This is a genomic window from Streptomyces sp. AC555_RSS877 (assembly GCF_019049245.1).
GTDB lineage: Bacteria > Actinomycetota > Actinomycetes > Streptomycetales > Streptomycetaceae > Streptomyces.
Genome location: NZ_JAGMUK010000015.1, coordinates 220,054 through 246,782 on the forward strand (window position 1 = coordinate 220,054; position 26,729 = coordinate 246,782).

Sequence of the window (26,729 nt, forward strand, 5' to 3'; positions counted from 1 at the left end):
CGGCAACCATTGGTTTGGTTTGAGGAACCCAAAGTTCTCCTTATAATCTGAAGCCTCTGACGTCATAGTTCCCCCATAGGAAGGCCCGCCGTGAACACGCCCCTCGGGCGCCGGACCCGCGTCCTGGCTGCCATCACCGCGACGGCCGGGCTGGTGCTCGTGTCCGCCTGCACGTCCACCGACGACGGCGGCAGCGGCTCGAAGACCGCCGCCGGCGGGGTCGAGCTGGTCAAGGCCGGACAGCTCACCACGTGCACGCACCTGCCCTACCCGCCCTTCCAGTCGGAGATCGACGGCAAGGTGCAGGGCTTCGACGTCTCGCTGATCGACCTGGCCGCCAAGGACCTGGGCGTGAAGCAGGACATCCTCGACCAGCCCTTCGAGAACTTCAAGACCGGCGGGTCCCTCAACGCCGGCCAGTGCGATCTCGCCGCGGCCGGCATGACCATCACCGAGGAACGCAAGAAGAACGTCGACTTCTCGGACCCGTACTTCGACGCCACCCAGGCCGTCCTGGTCGACAAGAACGCCGGGGTCGGCTCCCTCGCCGACGTGAAGTCCAAGAAGGTGAAGCTCGGCGCCCAGGCGCAGACCACCGGCGAGGACTACGCGAAGGGCCAGGGCTTCGACCCGGTCTCCTTCGAGTCCTCCGACGCCGTCCTCAACGGACTGCGCTCCGGCCAGGTCAAGGCCGTCATCATCGACTACCCGGTCGTCCAGGGCTGGCTGAAGGACAAGGCCAACGCCGACGCCTTCAAGGTGGTCGACAACCTCAACACCGGTGAGCAGTACGGCTTCACGGTGAAGAAGGGCAACACCAAGCTCCTCGCCGCGATCAACAAGGCCATCGCGGACGCCAGGGCCGACGGCACGTACAAGAAGCTCTACGAGCAGTGGATCGGCCCGTACGACGAGACCGCGGCCTCTCCGTCCGCCTCATGAGTGACGACACCAAGCTCGAAGTCCCGCCCCGCAAAAAGGGTCTGACCAGGCGTCAGAAGCGCAGCCTGTCCCGCGGCATCCAGTACGCCGTCTTCGTCGCCGTCGTGATCGCCTTCGCGGTCTCGGCGGACTGGGGGCGGCTGAAGAACCAGTTCGCGCAGGCCGACATCGCCGAGCAGATGTTCCCGGACGTCATCACGCTGGCGCTGAAGAACACCGTGCTCTACACCCTGTCCGGCTTCGTCGTCGGCCTGGTGCTCGGCATGGTCATCGCGCTGATGCGGCTGTCGTCGGTCGGGCCGTACCGCTGGTTCGCCGGCGTGTACATCGAGATCTTCCGCGGCCTGCCCGCCCTGCTGATCTTCATCTTCATCGGCGTCGCCGTCCCGCTAGCCTTCCCGGGCACGGAGATCATCGGCGGCACCTACGGCAAGGTCGCCCTCGCGCTGGGGCTGGTCGCCGCCGCGTACATGGCGGAGACGATCCGCGCGGGCATCCAGGCGGTCCCCAAGGGCCAGATGGAAGCGGCCCGTTCCCTGGGCTTCTCGCCCGCACGCGCGATGGTCTCGATCATCATCCCGCAGGCGTTCCGGATCATCCTGCCGCCGCTCACCAACGAGTTGGTCCTGCTCTTCAAGGACTCCTCGCTGGTGCTGTTCCTCGGCGTCACCCTGGAGGAGCGCGAACTGTCCAAGTACGGCCGCGATCTGGCCAGCACGACCGCCAACTCCACGCCGATCCTGGTCGCCGGCCTGTGCTACCTGCTGGTCACGGTCCCGCTCGGCTTCGTCGTGCGCCGGATGGAGACGAAGGCCCAGGAGGCCGTGAAATGAGCGAGAAGACTCCTGGGGCGCACCCGGAGATCGACGTACGCGCCCTGCACAAGTCCTTCGGCGACAACGAGGTGCTGCGCGGCATCGACCTGAAGATCGACCGGGGCGAGGTCGTGTGCGTGATCGGGCCGTCGGGCTCGGGCAAGTCGACGCTGCTGCGATGTGTGAACCTCCTGGAGGAGCCGACCGGGGGGCAGGTCTTCGTCGGCGGCACCGAGCTGACGGACCCCGACGTCGACATCGACGCCGCACGCCGCCGTATCGGCATGGTCTTCCAGCAGTTCAACCTCTTCCCGCACCTGTCGGTGACCGAGAACCTCACGCTGCCGCAGCGCAGGGTGCTCCGGCGCGGCAAGGCGGAGGCCTCCCGGATCGCCGCCCAGAACCTGGAGCGGGTGGGACTGTCCGAGAAGGCGAACGCCTACCCCTCCTCCCTCTCCGGCGGCCAGCAGCAGCGCGTCGCGATCGCCCGCGCGCTGGCGATGGGCCCGGAGGTGATGCTGTTCGACGAGCCGACGTCAGCGCTCGACCCCGAACTGGTGGGGGACGTCCTGGCGGTGATGCGCAGACTGGCGAACGAGGGCATGACGATGATGGTCGTCACCCACGAGATGACCTTCGCGCGCGAGGTCGCCGACCGGGTCGTCTTCATGGACGGAGGAGTGATCGTCGAGGACGGCACCCCCGAGCAGGTCATCACCGGCCCCCGCCACGAACGCACCCGCCACTTCCTCTCCCGCCTCCTCGATCCCGCGATGGCCGAGGTGGAGGAGGAGACGTCGGACCAGGTGGGCGGCAGTGACTGAAGAGGACATACGTTCCTCTATCGGTCAGAGCCCGCGAAGCGTCATCATTCGGACATGACGACTCTCGACGACGCGGCCGGCTCCGGAGCCGGCACCGCGCTGCCCTCACTGCCGGAGGACTGGGAACGCTGCCTCGCCGTGGCCGCACACCCGGACGACATCGAGTACGGGGCGGCGTCCGCCGTGGCCCGGTGGACTGCTCAGGGCAAGCAGGTCACCTACCTGCTGGTCACCCGGGGCGAGGCGGGCATCGACGGACTGCCCCCGCACGAGGCGGGCCCGCTGCGCGAGGCCGAGGAGCGGGCCGGAGCCCGTGAAGTGGGCGTGGACACCGTCGAGTTCCTCGACCACCGCGACGGGAGCGTCGAGGACGGGCCCGCCCTGCGCCGCGACCTCGTGCGGGCGATCCGCCGGCACCGGCCCGAGGTCGTATTGACGGGCGCGTACACCGTGCGGATGGTCGCCGGAGTCGTCAACCAGGCCGACCACCGCGTGGTCGGCCTCGCCGCCCTCGACGCGGCGCGGGACGCGGGCAACCGGTGGATCTTCCCGGAGCTCGCCGACGAAGGGCTCGAGCCCTGGGGCGGAGTCCGCTTCGTGTGCTTCGCCGGCGCCGAGCGGCCCACCCACGGCGTGGACGTGACGGGCACACCACTGGAGCGGGGCATCGCCTCGCTCGCCGCCCACGCCGAGTACACCAAGGGCCTCGGTGCCCAGGCCTTCGAGCCCCGCCCGTTCCTGACATGGTCGGCCCGACAGGCCGGGCGCGCGCTCGGTGTCGAGGCAGCGGTCCTCTTCGACGTGTACCGGCTCGCCTTCGAGGGACCACCACCCTGGGAGCAGTGACGCCGGGCTGACTAAGGTGCGGTGCATGAGTGATCGCACGGTGCTGCGCGTGAAGGGGCGGATCCTGGTCGGCCCGGACGAGGTCCGGGACGAGCTGTGGATCATCGATGGCCGGATCTCCTACGACCGCCCCGTCGCTGCCCGTGACATCCGCACGATGTCGGGCTGGGCGCTGCCCGGCCTGGTCGACGCGCACTGCCACGTGGGCCTGGGCCCGCACGGGCCGGTCGACGTCGACGTCGCGGAGAAGCAGGCGCTGACCGACCGCGAGGCCGGCACCCTGCTGATCCGCGACGCGGGCTCCCCCTCCGACACCCGCTGGATCGACGACCGCGAGGACCTGCCGAAGATCATCCGCGCGGGCCGGCACATCGCCCGCACACGCCGCTACATCCGGGGCTTCGCCCACGAGATCGAACCGGACGACCTGGTGGCGTACGTCGCCCAGGAGGCCCGGCGCGGCGACGGCTGGGTGAAGCTGGTCGGCGACTGGATCGACCGCGAGGTGGGCGACCTGGCACCCAGCTGGCCGCGGGAGGCCGCCGAGGCGGCGATCGCGGAGGCCCACCGCCTGGGCGCCCGCGTCACCGCCCACTGCTTCGCCGAGAACTCGCTCCGTGACCTGGTCGAGTCCGGCATCGACTGCATCGAACACGCGACGGGCCTGACGGACGACCTGATCCCGCTGTTCGCCTCGCGAGGGGTGGCGATCGTCCCGACCCTGGTCAACATCGCCACGTTCCCGCGGCTGGCCGAGGGCGGCGAGTCCCGGTTCCCCCGCTGGTCCGCCCACATGCGCCGCCTGCACGAACGCCGCTACGACACGGTCAGGGGCGCCTACGACGCCGGCATCCCGGTCTTCGTCGGCACGGACGCCGGCGGCACGCTTCCCCACGGCCTGGTCGCGGCGGAGGTCGCGGAACTGGTGACGGCCGGTATCCCGCCGCTGAAGGCCCTCGCGGCGACGACCTGGGACGCCCGCAAGTGGCTGGGCCGCCCCGGCCTGGAGGAGGGCGCGGCGGCGGACCTGGTGGTGTACGAACGGGACCCCCGCACGGATGTCCGCGTGCTCGCGGACCCACTGCGGGTGGTGCTGAACGGGCGAGTGGTGGCATAGCCCCTCAGAGCAGTCCGCCGCGGATGACGTCCGACCAGAAGGAACGCTCGTGCGAGGCGATGAGCGGGTCGCGTGTTCCGAAGTCGGCCAGGACGTCCCGGCAGAGCGCCTTGCAGTCCGCGTAGTAGTCGCGCTCGGTGTCCTCCTCCGCGCCGGAGGCCGATGTCGCCGCCCGCCAGGCCTCGACCTCGGCCTCTCCTGCCCGGATCTCCTGCTCGGCGAGGAGCGGCGCGAGCCAGTACCACCGCCAGGCACAGTCGACGAGCCCCGCGACGGTGGCGTTGACAGCGCTGGGGGTGATGCCGTCCGGGTGGAGATGGCCGAGAGCGGAGTGCACCTCGCGGTACTTCGGCAACGCGAGCACGGCTCCGGTGCCGCGCTCGGCCCCGATGGTGGCTTCGCCGTAGGAGCCGAGACGGTAGAGCGGTGTGCCCTCCTCGTCCAAACCGGGTTCCGCCCCTCGCTGGTAGTCGCCGACGACGCTCAGGATGTCGCCCTGCCCGGGCAGGGGCAGACCGTGGCTCCACAGAGCCCGTCTGTCCGCCTCTGACAGGTCCCAGTCTCCCGCGTGAACGGGAGGGAGTACGGCGAGCCGGCCCCTGTCGGTCAACTCGCCGAGCTCGGCGCCGAGGACGCGGGCCACCTCGGTGCGGGCCTCGTCTGCGTTCACGTGAGCCTCCTGGTCGGCCGGACGCGGCCACGAAAACGGTAGCCATGGCCGCGCCCGGCCGACAAGGTCACCGCCCTCGCCCGAACACCGTCCGGGAGATCGCGGCCATGGCGTTCTCGCCGGCTTCGAAGCTCCAGGAGAGGTTGTTGGCGGCTCTCGTGTACTTCCCGATGCGGCCGGCGCACGCATGCCCTGCCGTGGTGCAGAAGTTGCGTTCGGAGTAGATGCCCACGACCGTCTCCGGGCCGAACCCGATCGACTCCAGGAAGTCGTCGGCGTTGGCTTCGGAGTGCGGGCCGCGGACGTTGTTGGCGAAGGGAAGGTTGGCGATCTGCCCGTTCGGCAGTTCCACCTGGTAGATCGCGACGTTCTGGCCCGATCCCACACCGGCGGTGCGCCGGTGGTTGATCGCCATCTGACTGAGATCGGTCGATCCGTACGGTACGGGTCCGCAGGTCGCGTTGTGCACCAGGACCGGCGTCGCACCGGCCACCACCAGGTACGTGTGCACGCCTGCGACGGTGAGGTTGTGGACCTTCGCCGGGCTGGTACGGGATTCGACCGCCGTGATCCGGACCCAGGTACCGCTGCCGGTGCTCAGCCACTGACCCGGCTTCAGATCCTCGGCGTCCGCCCAACGCCCCAGGTCCGGAAGCCAGAACGGGTGGCCGTCGGTGGCCGTGAGCGTGGAGGTGTCGGTGCCCGCGCGGCCGTCCGTGTCGATCGTGACGGTGACCAGGTGCTTGGCGCCTTCGCCACTGATCGTGCGGGTCACCGTGCGGGTCTGGGCGTCGTCCGTTTCCACGTCGGAAGCGGCGACCTTGTCCCCGACCCCGACATCCTCGATCGCCTTCGTCGTGCCGTCGGCCATCAGCACCTTGGTACCCGGGACGAAGCTGTTGCCGACGGGGCAGGACGCGGGGGGCGCCTCTGGGGGCTTCGGCGCCGCCGGAGCCGGAGCGGGCGCCGGGTTGGCCGGTGCCGCGGGTGCGGCGTCGGCAGGGGCCGCGTCCCGAGGCGCGGCGGGGGCGTCCGGAGCGGCGCCGGCCGGGGGTGTACCGGCATCAGCCGCACGCCCCGCGTCCGTCGCGTTGTCCACCGCGCGTGCGGTGTCGCCCGCCGAGTCGATGGCGTCCAGGGCCTTGTCGCCGTACCTGGCGGCCTTCGCTGCCGTCGCTCCGTACCCCGCGAAGGGGATGGCCGAGGCGCAGGACAACGCCGCGTCGACGACGTTGCCCTCGGCCGCGTACCAGCCGCAGTTGGCCAGGTCGGCGGCCTCGCCGACGACCGGGATCAGGCCGACCACGTCGAGGGCCGCGTGCCCGATGTCGGACCAGGACATCCCGAACAGGTGGCCGTCGATCTCGATGAAGGAGACCGGGTTGCCGCCGGCGAAGGCGTAGCGGTTGCCGGTGTAGGGGTCGGTGGTCAGGCCCATGTCCGCCAGCGCGCCGCCGTACATGTCCCGGGTCAGGAAGCGGTTCAGGCCCGGGTCGTAGGTCCGGAAGCCCATGTCGTAGGTGCCGGACGTGGTGTCGTAGCGCTTGCCGTTGAAGCGGTAGGAGTTGTACGGGGCGGCCGACTCGCCGCCGCCCGCGCCCGGCTTGTCCGCGCCCGTGAACTGGGCCGCGTCGTTCTTGCCGTACGCCGTGTAGCCGTACGTCGTCTTGGTGTTGCCGTCCTTGTCGGTCAGCGCCTCGACGTCGCCGTGCGGGTGGTAGAGGTACTGGGCCGTCTCCGGGTCCTTGTCCTTCTCGTCCTTGATCTGGGTCAGCTTCTGGCCCCAGGAGGCGTACTGGAAGGCCGTGACGCCCTCGTCCGTCACCTCCTCCTTCAGGGAGTGCGAGGTGATGCCCAGGTAGGTGAAGAGGGTCGTCCTGGCGTCGTCGCCGCTGCCCGCGGTCTCCTTCACCGTGCGGTCGAAGGCGTCGTAGGTCATGCGGGTCGTCTTCGCCGACTCGCCACTGCCCGCTGTGATCGACTCGGGGCGGTCGAAGCCGTCGTAGCGGTACTTCTGGATCGTCTCGCCGCCGAAGGAGACGGTGTCGAGGCGGCCCAGCGGGTCGTAGTTGTACGTCGAGGACGCGCCGTCCGCCGTGGAGGTGAGCAGCCGGTTGCGGTCGTAGCGGTGGGTGGTGGTCGTGTCGGCCACGTTCTGCCAGACCACGTTGCCGGCCGCGTCGTGCCGGTACTCCTCCGTCGTCTCGTCGTCGCCGGTCTTGGCGACCTTGGCGATGCGGTCCTGCGGGTCGTAGGTGTAGGCGTAGGCGTTGTCGATGGTGGAGCCGTGGTCGTCGGCGTCCATGAGCTTCAGGACGTCCTCGACCTTGTGACCGTTGGCGTTGTACTTCAGGGCGTGCTCGGCGACGAGGGTGTCGTCGGACTTCTTCTCGCTGGTCCTCCTCGTCGAACCGTCGCGGTAGTAGTCGACGGTGAGGACGTTGCCGTTGGGCTTGGTCTGCTTGGCCAACTCGCCCCGGTCCGTGTACTCCAGCTCCGTGACCTGCCGGTCGCCCGCCGTCGGCGAGGCCGCGTTGGTGATGCGCTCGACCCGGTCCAGGACGTCGTAGTCCAGCTTGCTCCAGGTCAGGTCGTGGGTGGTGGTGAGCGTGTTGCCGTTGGCGTCGTACGTCAGCTTCGTGGTGTTGCGCACGGCGTCGCCGTCGTGCTCGACGACCGTGCCGAGCTGGTTGAGCTCGTCGTACGCCAGGGTGTAGCGGTCGGTCTCGACGCCGGGGCTGCGGTCGGTGATCTCGATCTGGTTGCCGTTGGCGTCGTAGCGGTAGGAGAAGTCCTTCTCCTCGTTGTCGGTGTCCTTGGAGTGGTCGCGGACCAGCCGGACCGCGTCCGCGACGACCGTGCCGGTCGCCTTGTCGGTGAGGGTGACGGCCTGGCCGGTGTCCTCGCCGAAGGCGTATTTGCCGAGGGACCGCCATTCACCCGGGAGTTCGGTCTGGTCGAGGGTCTTGGTCTCGGTGCCGTCCTTGTGCTTGATCTCGTAGGAGGCGTCCTTCGCCGCCCCGTCGACCTTCGGGTACCGGACGTAGACCGTGTAGTCGCCGGCCTGCGGGATCGTCAGCTGCCAGACGAAGCGGTCCTCGCCCGAACCGGCCGGGTGGGTCTGCGCGTTGTAGCCGTACGCGCCCTCGGCGGCCGCCTCGGCCCACGTGCCCTGGGCGGCCGTGTTGTTGATGTCGGAGTTGTCGACGAGCGCGACCTGGAGACCGACCGGCACGCCGTCGTCCGAGCGGGACTTCAACGCACCGCTCGGGTAGAAGGCGGAGTCGAGGGTGCGGGTGACCGAACCGCCCCCGCTGCTCAGAGTGTTCTGGATCTGCTGGCCGAGGTCGTTGTACCGGTAGGTGTTCTTGATGTCGAAGGCGTCGGTGGACGTCTTGATCCAGCCGGTGTCGAAGTAGGTGTACTCCGTCTCGTTGCGGACGCTCTGGCCCTCCGACGGCGGGGCGCTGACCTTCTTCACCCGGCTCAGCGCGTCGTACTCGTACGTCGTGCGGTCCGGCGCGTTGTAGCGGGCGTCGTCCGGGTCGTAGGGGCTCAGGGTCTCCTTGACGCGGTTCAGCTCGTCGTAGACGGTCTCGGCGGCGAAGTCCTTCGGGTCGTCACCGGTCTCGACGCCGCGCGGGGTGACGACCCGGGTCTGGTTGCCGGCCTCGTCGTACTCGAAGCGGGTGCTGCGCACGACCGCGTCGTCGCCGTCCCCGTCGTGCGGGACCCGGGCCTCGACCAGGGCGGCGCGTGCGTCCAGCACCATCTCGGTGCGGTTGCCGTCGGCGTCCGTGGCGGCGGTGGTCAGACCGTCCCAGTCATAGGTGCTGGTCGTCGCGTTGCCGGCGGCGTCGGTGGTCTCCAGCAGCCGGTGGTCGAGGTCGTAGCGGAACGTGGTGGTGTAGTCGTCGGGGTCCTCGGTCTCGTTCTTGCGGGCGTCGACGACCTTCACCAGGTCACCGACGTCGTTGTAGACGGCGCTCGCGCGCTTGCCCGCCGCGTTGACGGCCTCGATCGGCTGGTAGATCTCGTCGTACTTCGTCGTCGAGGTGAAGTCCCCGGGCGTCTCGGTGAGGTTGCCCTTCGGCTCGGTCGAGGTGAGCTGGTTGCCGACCTTGTCGTAGGTGAAGGTCGACACCCGCTCCGGCGAGCCCTCCTCGTCGCCCGGCTGGACGGATTTCAGCAGCTGGTCGGCCGCGTCGAACACACTGGTGCTCGCCACCCCGTTCGGGGCGGTGAAGACGAGGGTGTTGTCGTTCGCGTCGTACTTCGGCGCGGGCGTGACGATGAACTCGCCGGCCTGCTGGTCCTTCGGCCTGCGGTTCTCCAGCGGACGCGCGAACAGGTCGTAGGTCTGCGTGGTCGTCGCCCCGTCGGCCTCCTCGACCTCGGTGACGTTGCCGCGCACGTCGTACGTCGTCACCGTGCGGTTGCCGAGCGCGTCGACGATCACCCGCGGGTAGCCGGACGGGTCGTAGTCCTCGAACCTCGTGGTGTGCTCGTTGGCGTCGGTCGCGGAGGTGAGCCGGCCCCGGCCGTCGTAGGCGTGGGTGGAGGTGTAGTCGCCGGCCGGCTCGCTCGCCACGCCCTTCGGGTCGGTGACCGAGGTCATGTTGCCGCGCGCGTCGTAGCCGAACTGCCAGGCGCGGCCCTCCGGGGAGACGCGGCGCACCAGGTCGGCGATGTGGCCGTTCTCGCCGGTGGCGTAGGCGAGGGTGGCGGCGGGCCGGTCGTTCTTGACGCTCTCGGCGTCCCTCGCCTCCAGCGGGTAGCCGGTCTTCGGGTCGTACTTCCAGGTGCGGGCGGCCTTGTTGTTCTCCTCCAGGCGCGTGACGTTGTTGTCCGCGTCCCAGCCCAGCTTCGTGGTGCGCTTCTTGGCGTCGGTGAGCTTCACCGGACGGCCGTAACCGTCCATCAGCTGGGTGGCCGGGTTGCCCTCGGCGTCGGTGACGACGGTCCGGATCGCCTTGCCGTCGTGGTCGTCGGCGTCCTCGTAGCGGTACCGGGTCAGGCCGCCGAGCCGGTCCGTGACCGCCTTGGTGTACCCCAGGTAGTGCAGCTGGTCCTTGTCGTCGTGCGGGCCGACGTAGTCCAGCCCGGTGGCGTTGCCGCGCGGGTCGGTGACCTTCACCAGCTTCACGCCCGGGTGGTCGAACTCCTTGCCGTAGCCGAACCCGAAGACCTTGCGCAGGTCCTTGTCCGTGGAGTTCGCGCCGTCCGTGAGGAGCGCGAGCAGGCCCTTCTCGGTGAACGTGAAGTCGATCCGCCGACCGGAGAGGTCGGTGACCGAGCGGACCTTGCCGATGAGGAACGGGTTCAGCAGGTGCTTGCCCTCACGGACCTTCCCGTCCTCGTCGACGTACGTGTACGCCTCGCCCTTCTCCCAGTAGTCGACGGTGAGCGTGCGCCGGCCCTCGGCGTCGGTGACGTACTTCAGCAGCTTCGACGGGTGCCCGAGCAGCCGCTCCTCGTACGTGAACTCCATCCGGTTGCCGTTCTTGTCCACCTGGGCGCTCGGATAGCCCTGGCAGTCGAAGAGGAACCGGGTGCGGTCCGGGCGCAGGAACTCCCAGGCCTCCCGCTGGTGGGGCTTGATCAGACAGTCCTTCTCCAGCTGCCTGACCCGGAAGTGGACGCCGGCGGGGGAGTCCCACTCGCCCTTCTTGTTCTTGCCGAAGACGTGGCTGGTGCCGTCGCCGTCGGTCAGGGTGATCTGCTTGGGCAGCAGCGCGGACGGGTGGAAGTCCAGCGGGGTGCCGAGCCGCACGGGTGAGGACGCCTGCAGCGACCAGCCCGGACCGGCCGGAGTGTGCGACGCGTCCTGCGAGTTGTAGGCCAGGCGCAGGAAGGTCGCGAACCCGAGTGAAGGGTTCGAGAAGGCGTTGTACGACCACACCGCGTTGCCGGCGTAAAGGTTGCTCATCAGCGCGGAGCCCGCGCCGGTGTTCTTGCCCGCGTACGAGTGGAAGTCCTCCAGACCGAGCTGGTCGGAGGTCGGGTACTCGGCGGTGACCTCGTGTTTCGACGGCGGCACACCGTCCGTCTCGGACAGCCAGTCGCCGGTGGCCTTCTCCCGCAGGTCCCACTCGAGGCCGAAGGTCAGCCGCTTGTCGAGCGGGTCGACGAGGACCGGCGCCTTCAGCTGCGCGTCGAAGGTGACGGTCTCGCCCGGCGCCACGTCCTTCGGCAGCCCGGTGGCGTCCTTGTTGAGGAGGTTGGTGACGTCCTTGCCGTCCAGCGTCCAGCGGTACGACAGGACGCGCTCGCCCTTCTTCCACACCGTGGCCGTGGTGTTGGTGAGCGTCGCCTCGACGGTGGCGGTCTCGCCGGGGACCATCCGCGCCGGCGTGAACGGCAGGAAGTAGGTCTCGGCCTCGGGGGCGGCGAGCAGCTTGCCGTCCTGGGCGACCTGGCCGACGGCGGGCAGCTCGACGGCACGGGCGGGGCCGCTCAGTAGCTTGCCCTGCTCGGTCCGGACGACGATCCGGTAGTGGTGGGTGCGGCCGTCGCCCTCCAGGGCGGGCGGCGCGGTGCGGTCGGTGAAGGTCAGGGTGTCGCGGCCGACCGGGGCGAGCAGGGTCTCGGCGGTCGGCGTGAAGTCCTTCGACGTCGAGCGGTGGACCTCGTACTCCAGCAGGCCCTTGCCGTCGTACGCCGTCCAGGCCAGGTCGGCGCCGGTCGCGTGCACACTGCGGGGCGCGGCGACACGGACGCCGTCGGCCTCGCCCGCGACCCGTGGGTGGGTCAGTGAGGCGGCGCCGCGGCTGCGGTCGAGGGTGATACGGGGCGGCTCGAAGTCGCCGTCGTCCCGGTCGTCCTTCTCGTCGTCGCTGCCGAAGACGCTGTCCCAGAAGCCGCGGTCGTCCTCTTCGCCGGCCAGTTCACTGGCGGGACGCCAGCCGTCACGGGGATCGGAGGTGTCGGGTTCGGAGGCGGCCGCGGGTCTCTCCTCGCCCGTGCGGGCCGGGGACGAGGGAGCGGTGCCGATGAGCAACGCCGTGGCCACGGTGCCGACGAGGGCGGCACGCAGACGGAGACGGCGGAGGCGGGTGTGGCCTAAGCGTGCCATGAAGGCTCCTTGTCCCCCGTGGGCACAGGGGTCGCACAGGAATCGCGGGCCCACCTGTGTACCAAGGCCCTTCAACGACGTGTCAATGGCATGTCAAATGAAGGGACGAGTTCCGGACTGTGAACGATTGCTCGAAAACCCCGAAGGGCCGTGCCGGCCGCCCGGTTGGACGAGACCGGCGCAGACGGGCCGTCAACAGCCCTTCTGTGTCAGATGTGTTGACTGCCGAATGAAAACGTTTTAACTTCCCCTCACTCCGACATCGAGACTCGAGGGGGACCCGTGGTCGCTGTCCTACGGGAACGCGCAGGTACGGAGGAGGTTGACACAACTCGCCGTCGAACCAGTGGTGAACATCCGCGACGAAAACGTTTGCAGAGTCGGGGTCTCATCCTGCTCCTGCTGCCCGGCCTCGCCTACTTCCTGCTGTTCCACTACGGCGCCCTGGCCGGCAACGTCATCGCCTTCAAGGAGTACGTCCCCTTCGACGGGCTCTGGGGCAGTCCCTGGGTCGGACTCGGCAACTTCCAGCGGATGTTCGAGGACGGCGCCTTCTGGGACGCGGTGCTCAACACCGTCTGGATCGCCGTCCTGCAACTGGCCTTCTACTTCCCGGTGCCGCTCGCCCTCGCCCTGCTCCTGCACAGCCTCACCTGGAGCTCGGTGCGCCGGTTCGTGCAGTCGGTGGCCTACCTGCCGCACTTCATCTCGTGGGTGATCGTCGTCGCCCTCTTCCAGCAGCTGCTCGGGGACACCGGCCTGCTCAACTCCTCGCTGGACGGCATGGGGTTGAGCACCGTCGACATCATCGGCAACCCCGACGCCTTCAAGCCGCTCACCGTCGCCCAGGTCATCTGGAAGGACGCCGGCTGGGGCACGATCATCTTCCTCGCCGCGCTGGCCACGGTGGACGAGCAGCAGTACGAGGCCGCCGCGATCGACGGCGCCGGGCCCTGGCGGCGCTTCTGGCACGTCACGCTGCCCGCGATCCGCCCGGTGATCGTGCTGCTGCTCATCATGCGGCTCGGCGACATCCTCTCCGTCGGCTTCGAGCAGATGCTGCTGCAGCGCGACGCGGTCGGCCCGGAGGCCGCCGAGATCATCGACACCTTCGTCTACTACCAGGGCATCGTCGGCGGCGACTACGGATTCGCCGCCGCCGCGGGCCTGTTCAAGGGCGTGATCGGCGCCCTCCTCGTCTACGCCGCCAACAAGGTCGCCCACCGCCTCGGCGAACAGGGGGTCTACAAGTGAGTGCCCGTACCCGGACCTCCGTCCGGCCCGGCTGGATGGAGAGGCCGAAGCCGCTCACCCAGGCCGCCAAAGCCCTCGCGCTCGTCGCGGTCGTGCTGCTGGTCTGCGTGCCGTTCCTCGTCATCGTGTCGACCTCGCTGGCCTCCACCGACGAGGTCGTCGACAACGGCGGCTGGGTGCTGTGGCCGACCGAACCCTCGCTCGACGCCTACCGCGACATCCTCGACGGCGGCATCGTCACCCACGCCCTCGGCGTCAGCGCCGGCGTCACGATCGTCGGCACCCTGCTCAGCCTCGCCTGCACGGTGACCCTCGCCTACGCCCTGTCCCGCCCCGGTGTCTTCGGCGGCAAACCGGTCCTGCTCCTCATCCTGTTCACCTTCCTCTTCCCGCCCGGCATGATCCCCAGCTTCCTGCTGGTCAAGGAGCTGGGCCTGCTGGACAGTTACGCCTCACTGGTCCTGCCCGTCCTGGTCAACGTGTTCAATCTCGTCGTCCTGCGCGGCTTCTTCCAGGGCATCCCCGAGGAGCTGTACGAGGCCGCCCGGCTCGACGGGGCGGGGGACTGGCGGGTGCTGTTCTCGGTCGTCCTGCCGCTGTCCAAGGCAGCGCTCGCCGTGGTCGGCCTGTTCTACGCGGTGTCGTACTGGAACTCCTGGTTCTACGCCTCCCTCTACCTGGAGAGCGACCACTGGCCGCTTCAGCAGGTGCTGCGCACCTACGTGGTGGCAGGCTCCGGGCTCACCGACGCGACGACCGGCGAGGGCACGATCACCGCCCCGCAGACCGTACAGATGGCGGTGCTGGTGATCGCCACCGTGCCGATCCTGCTGGTCTACCCGTTCCTGCAGAAGTACTTCACGAAGGGCGTGCTCACGGGCGCCATCAAGAGCTGACACGGAACGGCCCCAGAGAACTGACACATCATCAAGAGCCGCGTTCGGAAAGGTCACCTGCCCATGCCCAGCATCTCCCGACGCACCCTGCTGCGTTCCGCCGCCGCGGTCGGCGCCGCCGTCTCCGCCCCCACCCTGCTGACCGCCTGCTCCACCGGCTCGGGTGACAGCGACGTCTCCAACGCGGGCAAGAAACTCGCCCCCTGGCCCGCCCACCGTCCCACCACCGGCCCCAAGCCGGATCTCGCCCCCACCGACGCCGGAGTCCAGGCCGGATACACCGCCTACCCCTCCGACCTGGTCAAGTCCGTCTCCCGCACCCCGGGCGACGGCTCCACCATCAAGGTCATGTCGGTGTCGTTCGGCACCCCGCCCAAGCCCGCCTCCGCGAACCGGTTCTGGGCCGCCGTCGAGAAGGCCCTCGGCGTGAAGATCGAGTACACGATCGTCTCCCAGGCCGACTACCAGAAGAAGATGGCCACCGTGATGGCCGGCGACGCCGACACCCTCCCGGACATCATCAACCTCTTCTCCGGGTTCGTGCTGCCCCGCGAGGCCGAGTTCGTGCAGCGGCGGGCGGAGGACCTCACGCCGTACCTGTCCGGCGAGGCGATCACCGACTACCCCAACCTCGCGAACATCCCCACCCACGCCTGGCGCGACATGGGCCGCATCGGCGGCCGGATCTTCGGCATCCCGCTGGAACGCCCGCTGCCCGGCTCCACCCTCTGGCTCAACCAGGGCATGTTCGCCGACGCCGGCATGACGGAGGGCTGGAGCGCCGACGACTTCGCCGCCGTCGCGAAGCGGGCGACCAGCGGGCGGACGTACGCGCTCGGCGCCGCCCAGGGCTCCCTCTTCGGCAACGCCGCCCACTCCGCCGCCCACAACGCGCCCCAGGAGTGGGCCGTCACCAAGGACGGCACCTTCCTGCCGGGCTGCGCCGACGAACGCTACAAGGCCTCGATCGCCTTCCAGTCCCGGCTGCGCAAGGACGGCTCCTACCACCCGGACGCCACGTCCATCTCCCAGATCGACCTCACCACCCTCTACTACAACGGCACGGTCGGCTCCATGCAGGACGGCTTCGGCGCCTACCTGCCCAAGTACCGGGAGTCGCAGGGCAAGCTGACCCCGGCCGCCGCGCTCCCGTACAGCGTCGGCGGCGAAGCCGGCGGCATCGCCGCGGCCCGCCGCTCCTTCGGCTACACCGTGCTCAAGAAGGCCAAGAAGGAACGTGTCGAGCTGCTGCTGCGCATCCTCGACTACCTCGCCGCGCCCTTCGGCAGCCAGGAGTGGGAACTCGTCCACTACGGCGTCGAGGGCACCCACTTCACCCGCGGCAAGGACGGCTCACCGCAGCCCACCAAGCTCGGCGAGGTGGAGAACAACACCAACCTGCCGCTGAAGTACCTTGCCGAAGGCCCCCAGGTGCTGTTCGTGCCGGGCATGCCCGACGCAGTCCGGGCGCTGCACGCCTGGCAGCTCAAAACCGTCCCGCACGCCGTCCGCAACGCCTCCTACGGCCTGCAGTCCCGGACGAAGAACGCCCAGGGCACCACGCTCAGGGCGCTCCTCGACGACACCGTCACCGGCATCGTCGCCGGGCGCATCCCGTTGTCGGAGTGGGACGGGGCGGTGAAGAAGTGGCGGGCGCGGGGCGGCGACAGAATGGCCGAGGAGTTCGCGAAGGACTACGCGGCCAACACGTGACGGCTGCCGGTGGAAGAGGAGCGCGGGGGATGGGGAACGGCATGGGGTCCAAGCGGCGGGTCACGATCAGAGAGGTCGCGGAGCGGGCGGGCGTGTCGATGGCCACCGCCTCCCGCGCACTCAGCGGCAACCACCCGGTGCCCCCGGCGACCCGGGCCCGCGTCCTGCGCGCCGCCCGCGACCTCGACTACGTCGCCAACGCGCACGCGCGCGCCCTGGTCGGCGGCGGCCGCAAGATGGCCGCGGTCGTCGTCCGCCAGGTGACCAGCCCGTTCTACGCCCAGGTCGCCGAGGGCGTCGAGGCGGAGGCCGCCGACCGCGGCTGGCTGTGCGTGGTCGGCGCGACCGGCGGGGACCCGCAGCGCGAGATGGAGTTCGTGCAGCTCATGCGGGAGGAGGGGGCCCGGCTGGTGATCCTGGTCGGCGGGGTCGTCGAGGACGACGCGTATCGCTCGCGCGTGGCGCATTACGCGCAGGCCCTCGATGCCACCGGCGCCCGGCTCGTGCTGTGCGGCCGGCCCGCCCCGGACCCCGAGATCCCCGCGCTGGTCGTCGAGTTCGACAACGAGGCGGGGGCGCGGGCGATCACCGGGCACCTGTTGTCGGCCGGCCACCGCCGGATCGTCTTCCTCGGCGGGCTGCCCGGCAACACCGCCCTCGACGCCCGCGTCACCGGCTACCGCGCCGCGCTCGCCGAGCACGGGCTGCCGGCGAGCGCCGCGCACGTCGTCGACTGCGGTCTGGGCCGCGCGGCCGGGCTGCACGCGATGACCGAACTCCTCAAGGAGGAACGGGAGTTCACGGCGGTCTTCGCCGGGGACGACATGGTCGCCGCCGGGGCTCTGCGCGCCATCGCCGACGCGGGACTGAGGGTCCCCGAGGACATCTCCGTCGTCGGCTACAACGACATCCCCCTCGCCGAGGACTTCAACCCGCCGCTCACCACCGTCCGCACCCCCGCCGAGGAACTCGGCCGCGCCGCCGTCCGCATCGCCCTGCGCGACCCCGACCACGCCGCCGGCAGCCACCACCTCCTCGGCACCCACATCGTCGTACGCCGCAGCGTGGCCCCGCCCCCGGCCACCGCCGACTGAGAGGGGAACCGGCGCCCACACCGGCGCCCACACCGGCGCCCACACCGGCGCCTACACCGGCGCCTACACCGGCGCCTACACCGGCGCCTACACCGGCGCCTACACCGGCGCCTACACCGGCGCCCACACCGGCGCCCACACCGGCGCCCACACCGGCGCCCAGACCGTCGTGCGCCGCAGCGCTGCCGCCCCCGGCCACCCACCGACCGAAAGACCTGCTCCCACACCCATCGCCGTAGGTCACAGCCCCGACCCGCGCCACCCCGCCCCGGCCACCACCGACTGACGGAGGACCCACCCCCGTATGACCGCGCCGCACGTGTCGCTCCCCGACGATCCGACGCACCTGCCGAACCTCCCCGGACTGCCTCCGGCCGACCCGGTGCTCTCGCCCGTCACCGGGTGGACCCGCGCCCACTGGGAGGCGATCGCCGACCGGCTCCTCGACGGGCTGCTGCCGTACGCCTCGCCGGGCTTCGCCCAGTACCGGCTGCCCGGGCCGCCCAGCCACTCCGGCCCGTGGTCGGACGGGCTGGAGGGCTTCGCGCGGTCGTTCCTGCTGGCCGCGTTCCGGATCGCGGGCTCGGACGGCCGGGTCGGTCCCGCCCTCGTCGAGCGGTACGCCGCCGGACTCGCCGCCGGCACGGACCCGCGCGGCGCCGAACGATGGCCGCCCGTCACGGACCGCGCGCAGCCCATGGTCGAGGCCGCGTCGATCGCGATCGCCCTGCACGAGTCCCGCCGCTGGCTGTGGGACCACCTCGACGACGGTGTGCGCGGACAGGTCGCCGACTGGCTGGGCGGTTTCGTCGGCGCCGACGTCAACGACTCCAACTGGCGCCTGTTCCAGGTCATCACGGAGGAGTTCCTGGCCTCCGTCGGCGCCCCGCACAGCCGCGCCGAGATCGACGCCGGGCTCGCCCGCCTCGACGACTGGTACCGGGGCGGCGGCTGGTACACCGACGGCGACGGCCGCAAGTTCGACTACTACAACGCCTGGGCGCTGCACCTGTACCCGGTGCTGTGGGCGCGCATCGCCGGCCCGCGCGCGAACCCGGACACGGTGGCCCGGCACCGCACCCGCCTGCGCGAGTTCCTCGCCGTCCACCAGCACTTCTTCGGCTCCGACGGCGCCCCGGTGCACCAGGGCCGGTCCCTCACCTACCGCTTCGCGACCGCCGCCCCGCTGTGGGCGGGCGTCCTCGCCGACGCCACCCCGCTGCCGCCCGGCCGCACCCGCCGGCTCGCCTCGGGCGCCCTGCGGCACTTCGCCGAACGGGGGGCGCCGGACGAGCGGGGTCTGCTCACCCTCGGCTGGTACCGGCCCTTCCTCCCCGTCACCCAGCGCTACTCGGGCCCGGCTTCCCCGTACTGGGCGAGCAAGGCCTTCCTCGGCCTGCTGCTGCCGGAGAGCCACCCGGTGTGGACGGCACCCGAGGAGCCCGCCCCGGTGGACACGGCCGACGTCCGCCTGGCCCTCCCGGCCCCCGGCTGGCTCCTGCACACCACCGCGGCCGACGGGATCGTACGGCTCGTCAACCACGGCAGCGACCGGCTCCCGCCACCGCCGGCGACGGCCGATGACAGCCCGCATTACGCCCGGTTCGCGTACTCCAGCGCGACGGCCCCCGAAACGCCGAAGGCCCCGGGCACCGGCCCGGACAACCACATCGCCCTGCTCGCCCCCGACGGCACACCGTCCCCGCGCGGCCGCATCCACCCGCTCGGCGCCTCGGGTGGCCGGGCCGCCTCCTGGCATCTGGCGCGGGAGCACCGCGTCGAGACGGCGAGCGTGGTCCACGGCCCGTGGGAGGTGCGCGTCCACCGTCTCGACGTCCCGCCCGGGACCGCGGTCCGTGAAGGCGGCTGGGCCGTCGCCGACGACACCGCGCCGCCGGTCGCCCGGACCGGCCCGGGCCACGCGTCGGCCCGCCGCGCGGACGGTCTGACCAGCGCGATCACCGGCCTGTACGGCTGGGACGGCACCGAGGGCACGGTCGCGACGGCGCTCGGCACCAACGCCGTCGGCCACCACTCGGCCACGCCCGTGCTCGAACTGGGCGAGGGGGCGCGCCTGCTGGTAACGCTCGTGGTGCTCAGCGCCGACCCGGACGCGCTGCGCCCGGGAGCGGGCGCGTCGGTCGCCGCGGACGGGACGGTGGAGGTCCGCTTCCCGGACGGCACCCGGGAGCGGGTGGTGCCCCGGCTCAGCGATGCGCCAGAGTCATCGCCCGGTCCAGGGCCTGAAGGAACGAGTTGACCGTCACCCGGTCCCGCACCGCCAGCCGCAGCCACTCCTCGCCGAGTCCGGGAAACGTGTCCCCGCGCCGGACCGCGAAGCCCAGGTCGCGCAGGTGGCGGCGGACGGCGACGGCCCGCGGGAGTCGTACGAGCACGAAGGGGCCCTCGGCCGGTCCGGCCACCCGTAGCCCGTCCGTGGCGAACTCCTCCAGTCCCGCGACGAGATGGGCCCGGTCCGCGGCGATGCGGTGGGCCGCGTGGGCCGCCTCCGCCAGGGCCCGCGGCGAGACGCACGCCTCGGCCGCCGTGAGGGCGGGTGTGGAGACGGGCCACAGGGGCTGGGCCCGCTCCAGGTCCGCGATCGTCCCGGGGGCGGCCAGCACGTACCCGATCCGCAGCCCGGCCAGCCCCCAGGTCTTGGTCAGGCTGCGCAGGACCACGAGACCCGGTACGTCGGTGCGGCCGGCCAGGGCCTCCCGCTCGCCCGGCACCGCGTCCATGAACGCCTCGTCGACGACCAGCATCCGGCCGGGACGGGCCAGCCGGGCGATCGTGGCGGCCGGGTGCAGCACCGACGTCGGGTTCGTCGGGTTGCCGATCACGACCAGGTCCGCGTCCTCGGGTACGGCCGCCGGGTCGAGCCGGAAGCCGTCCTGCTCCCGCAGCAGCACCCGGTCGACGGTGTGGCCGGCGTCCCGCAGCGCGGCCTCCGGCTCGGTGAACTGCGGGTGCACCACGACCGGCCGGCGGACCTTCAGGGCCCGCGCGAGCAGCACGAAGGCCTCCGCGGCGCCCGCCGTCAGCAGCACCCGCTCCACCGGGAGCCCGTGCCGTGCCGCGACCGCGGCCCGCGCGGCCCGCCCGTCCGGATAGGCGGCCAGATCACCGAGCGAGCCGGCGATGTGCTCCCGCAGCCACGCCGGAGGCGTGTCCGCGCGGACGTTCACCGCCAGGTCGGTCAGCCGCGCGCCGTCGTCCCGCACCTCGGCGTCACCATGGTGCCGCAGGTCGTGTCCCTCAGTGGGCATGGGTGTGCGCGCCGTGCTGGTGGTGTCCGTGGTGGTGGCCGTCGTCGTCGGGGTGGAAGTGCGGCTGCTGCGGCAGCCCCACCTTGTCCTCGAAGCCCGGCAGCGCGATCCGGTACACGCAGGAGTCGCAGTTCATCCGCAGGTCGCCCTTGAGGGCCTCCTCGTACCGCTCCATCACGAGGTCGAGCAGCTCCGGCTCCGGGCCGATCACGTCCGCGGACCGCACCTCGACCTCCGGGTGCGCGGCCGCCCAGCCCTCCGTCTGCTGCCGCACCCGGTCGGGCAGGATGCCGGTGAAGAGGAAGTAGGGCAGGACGACGATCCGCCGCGCCCCCAGCTTCACGCACCGGTCGAGCCCGCTGGGCACGTCCGGCGCCGCCAGGGACACGAACGCCGTCTCCACGCCCGCGTATCCGCGCCCCTCCCACAGCAGCCGGGCCGCCTTGAGCACCTCGGCGTTCGCGTCCGGGTCCGTCGAGCCCCGCCCGACCAGCAGCACGGTCACGTCGGCCCGGTCCTCGGGCCTGCGTGCCGAAGCGCCGAGCGCCTGGTCCAGCCGCCGCTCCAGGACGGACAGCAGCGCGGGGTGCGGGCCGAGCGGACGACCGTACGTGTACGTGATCCCGGGGTGCCGTTCCTTCTCGCGGGCCAGGGCGGCCGGGATGTCGCCCTTGGCGTGGCCGGCGGACACCAGCATCAGGGGTACGGCGGCGAACCGTCGTACACCCCGCTCCACCAGCTCGGTGACCGCGTCCCCGAGCGGCGGCGGGGACAGCTCGATGAAGCCGCCCGCGACGGGCAGTTCGGGGTGGCGGTCGCCCAGCTCCCGGACGAAGTCGCGGAACGCCTCGGCTCCCGCTTCGTCCCGGGTGCCATGACCGGCGATGAGCAGGGCGGGCGGCTGGGTGGTCACGATTTCTCCTCGGCATGTGCATCTGAGTGGGAAGTGCGGTGGTACAGAAGGGCGTTGAGGGCGGCCGCGGCCACCGCCGAGCCGCCCTTCTCGGACACGTTGCTCACGGCGGGCAGCCCGCTTTCGCGCAACGCGGCCTTGGACTCGGCCGCGCCGACGAAACCGACGGGCAGACCGATGACGAGCGCGGGGGAGGCGTCCAGGGTCAGCAGTTCCTCCAGGGCGGTCGGCGCGTTGCCGATCACCCAGATGGCGCCGGGCCCGACCTGCTCGTGGGCGAGCCGGATGGCGTGCGCGGAGCGGGTCAGCTCCGGACCGGCCACGGCGTCCCTGAGCCGGCAGACGGTCTCCCGCCGGGTGATCCCGGCCGCGACCATCTCCACGTCCACGACGACGGGCGCCCCGGCGTGCAGGGCGGCGTGCGCCTTCTCCAACTCGCCCTCGTCCATGACGAGGTCGGACGCGTACTCCAGGTCGGCCGCGGAGTGGATGACCCGCTCCACCACGGCCCGGGTCAGCGGCGGGAAGTGGGAGGTGTCCAGGCGGGCGCGCAGCCGCCGGAAGGACTCCTGCTCGATCGGATGGATCACACGATCCACACGGTTCACTTGGGCTCCTCCTGCGGGCTCTCCTGCCAGCGGTAACCGCGCGGCGTCACCATGCGCCCCGCGATGTCCCGGGTCGCCGTGTTGCCCACGGTCACGACGGTCATCATGTCGACCGTCGCCGGGTCCAGGGCGGCCAGTGTCGTCAGCCGGCTCGACCCGTCCGGCCGCGACGCGTTGCGTACGACACCGACCGGTGTTCGCGGCTCCCGGTGCTCGGCGAGGATGGCGAGGGCCTTCGGCAGCTGCCAGTCCCGGCCCCGACTGCGCGGGTTGTAGAAGGTCACGACGATGTCCGCCTCGGCCGCCGCCCGCACCCGCCGCTCGATGACCTCCCAGGGGGTGTGGAGGTCGGAGAGGCTGATGGACACGTGGTCGTGGCCCAGCGGCGCACCGAGGATGGCGGCCGCGGCGAGCGCCGCGGTGACACCGGGCACACCGGTCACCTCGATGTCGTCGGACGCCTCGGCGAGCGCGGGGGAGGCCATGGCGTACACGCCGGCGTCCCCGCTGCCGATCAGTGCGACGGCCTGTCCCTTCCGCGCCTCGGCCACGGCCGTCCGGGCCCGCTCCTCCTCGGCCCCGAGCCCCGACTCCAGGATCCGGGTGCCCGGCCGCAGCAGGTCGCGGATCTGGTCGACGTACTGGTCGAGACCGACGAGCACGGAAGCGCGCCGCAGCTCCGCCTCGGCGCGGGGCGTGAGCAGGTCCCGGGCGCCGGGACCGAGCCCGACGACCGCGAGCCGGCCGCGCGCGGGCCGCCGTACGACGGCACAGGTCGCCATGGCGGGCTGCCCGTCCGCGCGGTCCGACTTCCGCTTGGGGACGAGCAGTTCGCCCCCGCCGACGAGTGCGGCGGCCTCGGCCACGGACGGAGTGCCGACGGCCGCGAGGGGCGCCCCGGACGGGTTGGGCACGTCCACGGAGGCCAACTTCTCCGCCGAGTGGGTCACCAGTGGCACGCCCAGCCGCTCGGCGGCCTCCACGATCCCCGGTTCCCCGGCCTTGGCGTCGACGGTGGCGAGTTCGGCGATGCTCCGAGCGGACAGTCCCGCATCCCGCAGCGCCGCCTCGACCAGCCCGAGCACCTCGTCGGCCGGGGCGCCCCTGGACGCCCCGACGCCCACGACGAGGGACGGGGGCCGCAGGACGACCTCGCGCTCGGCGGGCTCGGCGAGGCGGTCCGTCAGCCTGATCGCGTACGAGCCCGCCGAGGCGACCGGGAGCGGCGGAAGAGGCCAGGCGAAGTCCGCCTCCAGGGCCACCGGCTCACCGTCGAGCAGGGCGCGCGAGACGGCGGCGACATCGCCCTCCACCGGGAAGCCGAGCGTGTCGAGGCCGGGCACCCCCACCGCGTCCGTCGCCGTCGTCACCACGGGCTGTGCCGCCAGCAGCCCGCCGACCTCGCGGGCCAGTTCATTGGCGCCGCCGCCGTGCCCGCCGACCAGCGACACGGCGAACCGGCCGCCCTCGTCGACGCACACCACACCCGGGTCGGACGCCTTGTCGCCGAGCAGTGGCGCGACCAGCCGTACGACCGCTCCCGTCGCCAGGAAACACACGAGCTGGTCGCACTGCGCGAACGCGGCACGTACGGCGTCCCCGACGGGACCCTCGTACACGCGCGTGCGGTCCGGCCACGCCGCGGCCAGCCGGTCCCGCGCAGCCGCCCCCGCCGCGGTGGCGGAAATGAGGCCGATCACTGAGCGACTCCTTCTCTTTCAGGTTCTCTTTCAGGCGCGTGAGGCCGGACGCCCCACAGCAGGAAAACGGGGTTGGTCGCGGCGAGCCGGGTCACGTCCCCCGGGAGCGGCGCGAGCCGGGACGACTGCAGGAGCACCCCGTCGCAGTCGAACCCGGCGCCGGTGAGCGCCGCGCGGACGGCCGGTACCCGGTCCAGCGCCGCCATGGCGACGACGACCGTCCGCCGCGCCCGCCGCGCGCACGCCGTGACGACGGCGGGCAGTTCGCGCCCCCCGCCGCCCACGAACACGGCGTCGGGATCGTCGAGGTCGGACAGCACGGTCGGCGCCGCCCCGTGCACGACGCGTACGTCGACCCCGTGCGCGGCGGCGTTCGCGCGGATCCGCTCGACACCGTCCAGGGTCTTCTCGACCGCCGTGACGGCGGCGCCGAACCGCGCGCACTCCACGGCCACGGAGCCGGAGCCCGCGCCGATGTCCCACACCAGGTCACCGAGGCGCGGACCGAGCCGGGCCAACGCCAGCGCCCGCACCTCGAACTTGGTGATCATGGAGTCCCGGTGGGTGAACTCGTCCTCCTGCAACGCCCATGCGGCGGGCCCGGCGGGCGGTCCGGCGACCGTGCGCACGGGACCGAGGGCCCGCGACTCGTCCAGGCACAGCACCACGTTCACCGCGTCGCCCCAGTCGCGGGCGGCGGCCTCGGCCGGCGTCACCCGCTCCAGGCGCTCCCGCGCGGAGCCCAGCGCGGAGGCGACGACCAGGACCCGCGCGTCGGCCCTGAGCGCGGCGCCCAGTTCGGCGGGCCCGGCCCCCGGCCCGGTCAGCACGGCGACCTTCGGCCGCGCCCGGCACACGTTGACGGCCGTACGCAGATCACGCCCGTGCGCACTGACCACCACCGCGTCGTCCCACGGCAGCCCGGCCCGCGCGAAGGCGGCGGCCACCGACGAGACCCCCGGCCGGACATCGAGCGCCCGCGCCCCGAACCGTTCGGCCAGCACCCGCACGATCCCGAAGAACCCGGGATCCCCGGAGGCCAGCACGACGACGGGGTTTTGCTTCTCCAGGTGCCGCTCGATGACGTCCAGCGCGGGCGGCAGCGCACCGAGCACGACCTGCTCGGCGTCCGCCGGGACCGGCGCGGCGGCCAGATGGCGGCGGCCGCCGACGACGAGCCGCGCCCCGGCCAGTACCTCGGCCGGAACCGGCGCCCCCGTCCCCGTACCGACCACCGTGATCACGTGCTCGCACCCCGTGAGCGCAGGGCCCTGCGGGCCTCCGGGTCGGCCTTGCGGTACCCGTGGAAGTGACCGGGGTGGTAGAGGTGCGAGCGCGTGCCCTCGGCGTCGAGCGCCGGGCCGACCAGGAAGAGGGTGTGCTTCCAGAGCTTGTGCTCCTTGACCGTCTCCTCCAGCGTCTCGATCGTGCACCGCACGATCAGCTCCTCCGGCCAGGTCGCCTGGTACGCCACCACGACCGGCGTACCGGTCGGGTAGCCGCCCTCCAGCAGCTCCCGCACGAGCTGCCCGCTGCGGGCAGCCGACAGGAAGATCGCCATGGTCGTGCCGTGCTTGGCGAACTCCCGCACCTCCTCCCCGGGCGGCATCGGCGTCTTGCCGCCACCGAGCCGGGTGAGGACGACGGACTGCGCGACCTCCGGGATGGTCAGCTCGCGCTGGGCGAGCGCGGCGACGGCGGAGAACGCGGAGACCCCCGGGATCACCTCGGTGCCGATGCCGATCCGGGCACACCGGTCCAGCTGCTCCTGCGTACCGCCCCACAGGGCCGGGTCGCCGGAGTGGATACGGGCCACGCGCAGGCCCTCCGCCAGCGCCCGCTCGTACACGGCCATGACGTCCTCCAGGGACATCGTCGCCGAGTCGAGGATCTCCGCGCCCTCGCGCGCGTGCTGGAGGACCTCCTCCTGAACCAGGCTGGCCGCCCAGATCACGATGTCGGCCTCGGCGATGGCGCGCGCGGCACGGAACGTCAGCAGATCGGCGGCGCCGGGGCCGGCACCGACGAAGGTCACCTTGCCGGTGGGGGCATCGGCCATGGGAAACGGTCCTCTCTTCAAGGTCTTACGCGTACTGCGGGCGCCGGATGCGCGTGACCGGGGCTTGAACGTGCGGGACGGGGGCTTGGACGTGCGTGACGGGGGTCTGGACGTGCGTGACGGGGGCCTGGACGTGCGTGACGGGGGTCTGGACGTGCGTGACGGGTGCTTGATCGGATACGAAGGGCACATGGCGGTCTTCGTCGCGCTCGGCGCGTTCCTGATGACGCTGGCCGGCGGCTGGACGGCACTGCGCGTGACCGACCGCCGTCATCTCGTACTGGGCCTGGCCGGCGGCCTGATGCTGGGCGTGGTCGGCCTGGACCTGCTGCCGGAGGCGCTGGACGCGGCCGGCACCGAGGTGTTCGGCGTACCCGCGGCCCTGCTCCTGTTCGTGGCCGGGTTCCTGATCGCCCATCTGGTGGAACGTCTGCTGGCCGTACGGCAGGCCGCCCACGGCGCCGGGGAACACGACGGCCGCACCCCGGAGGTGGGCCTGACGGCCGCGGCCGCGATGGTCGGCCACAGCGCCATGGACGGCGTGGCGATCGGCGCGGCCTTCCAGGTGGGCGGCGGCATGGGCACGGCTGTCGCGCTGGCCGTCGTCGCCCACGACTTCGCGGACGGCTTCAACACGTACACGATCACGAGCCTGTACGGGAACGCCCGCCGCAGAGCCCTCGCCATGCTGTTCGCGGACGCCGCCGCCCCCGTCCTGGGCGCGGCCTCGACGCTCCTGTTCACCATCCCGGAGCCCCTGCTCGGCGGCTATCTCGGCTTCTTCGGCGGCGCGCTCCTCTATCTCGCGGCGGCCGAGATCCTGCCCGAGGCACACCACGAGCACCCCGCCCGCTCGACCGTGCTGTGCACGATCGCGGGCGCGGCGTTCATCTGGCTGGTGGTGGGTATCGCCGAGTGATGGGCGTGGTGATTT

At 71.7% G+C, this 26,729-nt stretch carries 19 protein-coding genes; 11 read left to right on the plus strand and 8 right to left on the minus strand.

Annotation, left to right across the window (positions count from 1 at the left end; translation table 11 throughout):
* The first annotated feature begins 90 nt into the window (after positions 1–90).
* From KUM49_RS06775 to KUM49_RS06795, 5 genes are read left to right on the plus strand one after another with little or no spacing between them, the layout of a single operon-like run.
* Complete coding sequence (locus KUM49_RS06775) at positions 91–942, plus strand: transporter substrate-binding domain-containing protein (protein WP_217235784.1); 852 nt, start codon at positions 91–93, stop codon at positions 940–942.
* Positions 939–1,775, plus strand: a complete 837-nt coding sequence (locus tag KUM49_RS06780) for an amino acid ABC transporter permease (protein ID WP_217235785.1) — start codon at positions 939–941, stop codon at positions 1,773–1,775. The genes KUM49_RS06775 and KUM49_RS06780 overlap by 4 nt, the downstream gene beginning before the upstream one ends.
* On the plus strand, positions 1,772–2,581 hold the full coding sequence (locus tag KUM49_RS06785; protein ID WP_217235786.1) for an amino acid ABC transporter ATP-binding protein: 810 nt from the start codon (positions 1,772–1,774) through the stop codon (positions 2,579–2,581). The genes KUM49_RS06780 and KUM49_RS06785 overlap by 4 nt, the downstream gene beginning before the upstream one ends.
* A 54-nt stretch (positions 2,582–2,635) precedes the next feature.
* Complete coding sequence (locus KUM49_RS06790; protein ID WP_217235787.1) at positions 2,636–3,427, plus strand: PIG-L deacetylase family protein; 792 nt, start codon at positions 2,636–2,638, stop codon at positions 3,425–3,427.
* 25 nt (positions 3,428–3,452) lie between these two features.
* Positions 3,453–4,544, plus strand: coding sequence for an amidohydrolase family protein (locus tag KUM49_RS06795; RefSeq protein ID WP_217235788.1), 1,092 nt, complete (start codon positions 3,453–3,455; stop codon positions 4,542–4,544).
* Positions 4,545–4,548: 4 nt separating this feature from the next.
* On the opposite strand, the gene KUM49_RS06800 is transcribed toward KUM49_RS06795, so the two are convergent.
* Positions 4,549–5,214 (minus strand): SUKH-4 family immunity protein, encoded by a 666-nt coding sequence (locus tag KUM49_RS06800; protein WP_217235789.1) that lies wholly within the window; start codon positions 5,212–5,214, stop codon positions 4,549–4,551.
* A 67-nt stretch (positions 5,215–5,281) separates the two neighbouring features.
* Positions 5,282–12,289, minus strand: coding sequence for a polymorphic toxin-type HINT domain-containing protein (locus tag KUM49_RS06805; RefSeq protein ID WP_217235790.1), 7,008 nt, complete (start codon positions 12,287–12,289; stop codon positions 5,282–5,284).
* A gap of 399 nt (positions 12,290–12,688) precedes the next feature.
* Here KUM49_RS06805 and KUM49_RS06810 point away from each other — a divergent pair, with 399 nt between their 5' ends.
* From KUM49_RS06810 to KUM49_RS06830, 5 genes are all read left to right on the plus strand, one after another.
* Complete coding sequence (locus tag KUM49_RS06810; RefSeq protein ID WP_217235875.1) at positions 12,689–13,543, plus strand: ABC transporter permease subunit; 855 nt, start codon at positions 12,689–12,691, stop codon at positions 13,541–13,543.
* A 35-nt stretch (positions 13,544–13,578) separates the two neighbouring features.
* Positions 13,579–14,439, plus strand: a complete 861-nt coding sequence (locus KUM49_RS06815; protein ID WP_217235876.1) for a carbohydrate ABC transporter permease — start codon at positions 13,579–13,581, stop codon at positions 14,437–14,439.
* A gap of 63 nt (positions 14,440–14,502) precedes the next feature.
* Entirely contained in the window at positions 14,503–16,152 is a 1,650-nt protein-coding gene (locus KUM49_RS06820; RefSeq protein WP_217235791.1) for an extracellular solute-binding protein, read from the plus strand.
* Positions 16,153–16,193: 41 nt separating this feature from the next.
* Positions 16,194–17,246, plus strand: a complete 1,053-nt coding sequence (locus KUM49_RS06825) for a LacI family DNA-binding transcriptional regulator (RefSeq protein ID WP_217235877.1) — start codon at positions 16,194–16,196, stop codon at positions 17,244–17,246.
* A gap of 304 nt (positions 17,247–17,550) precedes the next feature.
* Positions 17,551–19,506 carry a DUF2264 domain-containing protein gene (locus KUM49_RS06830; RefSeq protein WP_217235792.1) on the plus strand — a complete coding sequence of 652 codons (1,956 nt, stop codon included), beginning with the start codon at positions 17,551–17,553 and terminating at the stop codon, positions 19,504–19,506.
* On the opposite strand, the gene cobC is transcribed toward KUM49_RS06830, so the two are convergent.
* The 6 genes from cobC to cobM are packed head-to-tail and all read right to left on the minus strand — an operon-like array spanning position 19,454 to position 25,795.
* The gene (cobC, locus tag KUM49_RS06835) at positions 19,454–20,515 is read right to left on the minus strand and encodes an Rv2231c family pyridoxal phosphate-dependent protein CobC (protein WP_217235793.1); all 1,062 of its coding nucleotides are present in this window, start codon (positions 20,513–20,515) and stop codon (positions 19,454–19,456) included. The two genes, KUM49_RS06830 and cobC, sit on opposite strands and share 53 nt — an antisense overlap.
* Positions 20,505–21,428: a sirohydrochlorin chelatase gene (locus KUM49_RS06840; RefSeq protein WP_217235794.1), complete on the minus strand. Its 924-nt coding sequence runs from the start codon at positions 21,426–21,428 to the stop codon at positions 20,505–20,507. Before KUM49_RS06840 ends, cobC begins: the two co-directional genes overlap by 11 nt.
* Complete coding sequence (locus KUM49_RS06845; RefSeq protein WP_217235878.1) at positions 21,425–22,027, minus strand: precorrin-8X methylmutase; 603 nt, start codon at positions 22,025–22,027, stop codon at positions 21,425–21,427. The genes KUM49_RS06840 and KUM49_RS06845 overlap by 4 nt, the downstream gene beginning before the upstream one ends.
* Positions 22,028–22,032: 5 nt before the next feature.
* Positions 22,033–23,736, minus strand: a complete 1,704-nt coding sequence (gene cobJ / locus KUM49_RS06850; RefSeq protein WP_217235795.1) for a precorrin-3B C(17)-methyltransferase — start codon at positions 23,734–23,736, stop codon at positions 22,033–22,035.
* Complete coding sequence (cbiE, locus tag KUM49_RS06855) at positions 23,733–24,980, minus strand: precorrin-6y C5,15-methyltransferase (decarboxylating) subunit CbiE (protein WP_217235796.1); 1,248 nt, start codon at positions 24,978–24,980, stop codon at positions 23,733–23,735. The genes cobJ and cbiE overlap by 4 nt, the downstream gene beginning before the upstream one ends.
* A complete protein-coding gene (cobM, locus tag KUM49_RS06860) occupies positions 24,977–25,795 on the minus strand; it encodes a precorrin-4 C(11)-methyltransferase (protein WP_217235797.1) in 819 nt (272 codons plus the stop codon). The genes cbiE and cobM overlap by 4 nt, the downstream gene beginning before the upstream one ends.
* A gap of 190 nt (positions 25,796–25,985) precedes the next feature.
* Between cobM and KUM49_RS06865 the strand changes: the two genes are divergently transcribed.
* On the plus strand, positions 25,986–26,714 hold the full coding sequence (locus tag KUM49_RS06865; RefSeq protein WP_217235798.1) for a ZIP family metal transporter: 729 nt from the start codon (positions 25,986–25,988) through the stop codon (positions 26,712–26,714).
* Positions 26,715–26,729: the final 15 nt, after the last annotated feature.

Bases quoted from the DNA above. Each gene is read 5' to 3' on its own strand.
- KUM49_RS06780 (WP_217235785.1), top strand. From the start codon at position 939: ATGAGTGACGACACCAAGCTCGAAGTCCCGCCCCGCAAAAAGGGTCTG.
- KUM49_RS06785 (WP_217235786.1), top strand. From the start codon at position 1,772: ATGAGCGAGAAGACTCCTGGGGCGCACCCGGAGATCGACGTACGCGCC.
- KUM49_RS06790 (WP_217235787.1), top strand. From the start codon at position 2,636: ATGACGACTCTCGACGACGCGGCCGGCTCCGGAGCCGGCACCGCGCTG.
- KUM49_RS06795 (WP_217235788.1), top strand. From the start codon at position 3,453: ATGAGTGATCGCACGGTGCTGCGCGTGAAGGGGCGGATCCTGGTCGGC.
- KUM49_RS06805 (WP_217235790.1), bottom strand. From the start codon at position 12,289: ATGGCACGCTTAGGCCACACCCGCCTCCGCCGTCTCCGTCTGCGTGCC.
- KUM49_RS06815 (WP_217235876.1), top strand. From the start codon at position 13,579: ATGGAGAGGCCGAAGCCGCTCACCCAGGCCGCCAAAGCCCTCGCGCTC.
- KUM49_RS06820 (WP_217235791.1), top strand. From the start codon at position 14,503: ATGCCCAGCATCTCCCGACGCACCCTGCTGCGTTCCGCCGCCGCGGTC.
- KUM49_RS06825 (WP_217235877.1), top strand. From the start codon at position 16,194: ATGGGGTCCAAGCGGCGGGTCACGATCAGAGAGGTCGCGGAGCGGGCG.
- KUM49_RS06830 (WP_217235792.1), top strand. From the start codon at position 17,551: ATGACCGCGCCGCACGTGTCGCTCCCCGACGATCCGACGCACCTGCCG.
- cobC (WP_217235793.1), bottom strand. From the start codon at position 20,515: ATGCCCACTGAGGGACACGACCTGCGGCACCATGGTGACGCCGAGGTG.
- cobM (WP_217235797.1), bottom strand. From the start codon at position 25,795: ATGGCCGATGCCCCCACCGGCAAGGTGACCTTCGTCGGTGCCGGCCCC.
- KUM49_RS06865 (WP_217235798.1), top strand. From the start codon at position 25,986: ATGGCGGTCTTCGTCGCGCTCGGCGCGTTCCTGATGACGCTGGCCGGC.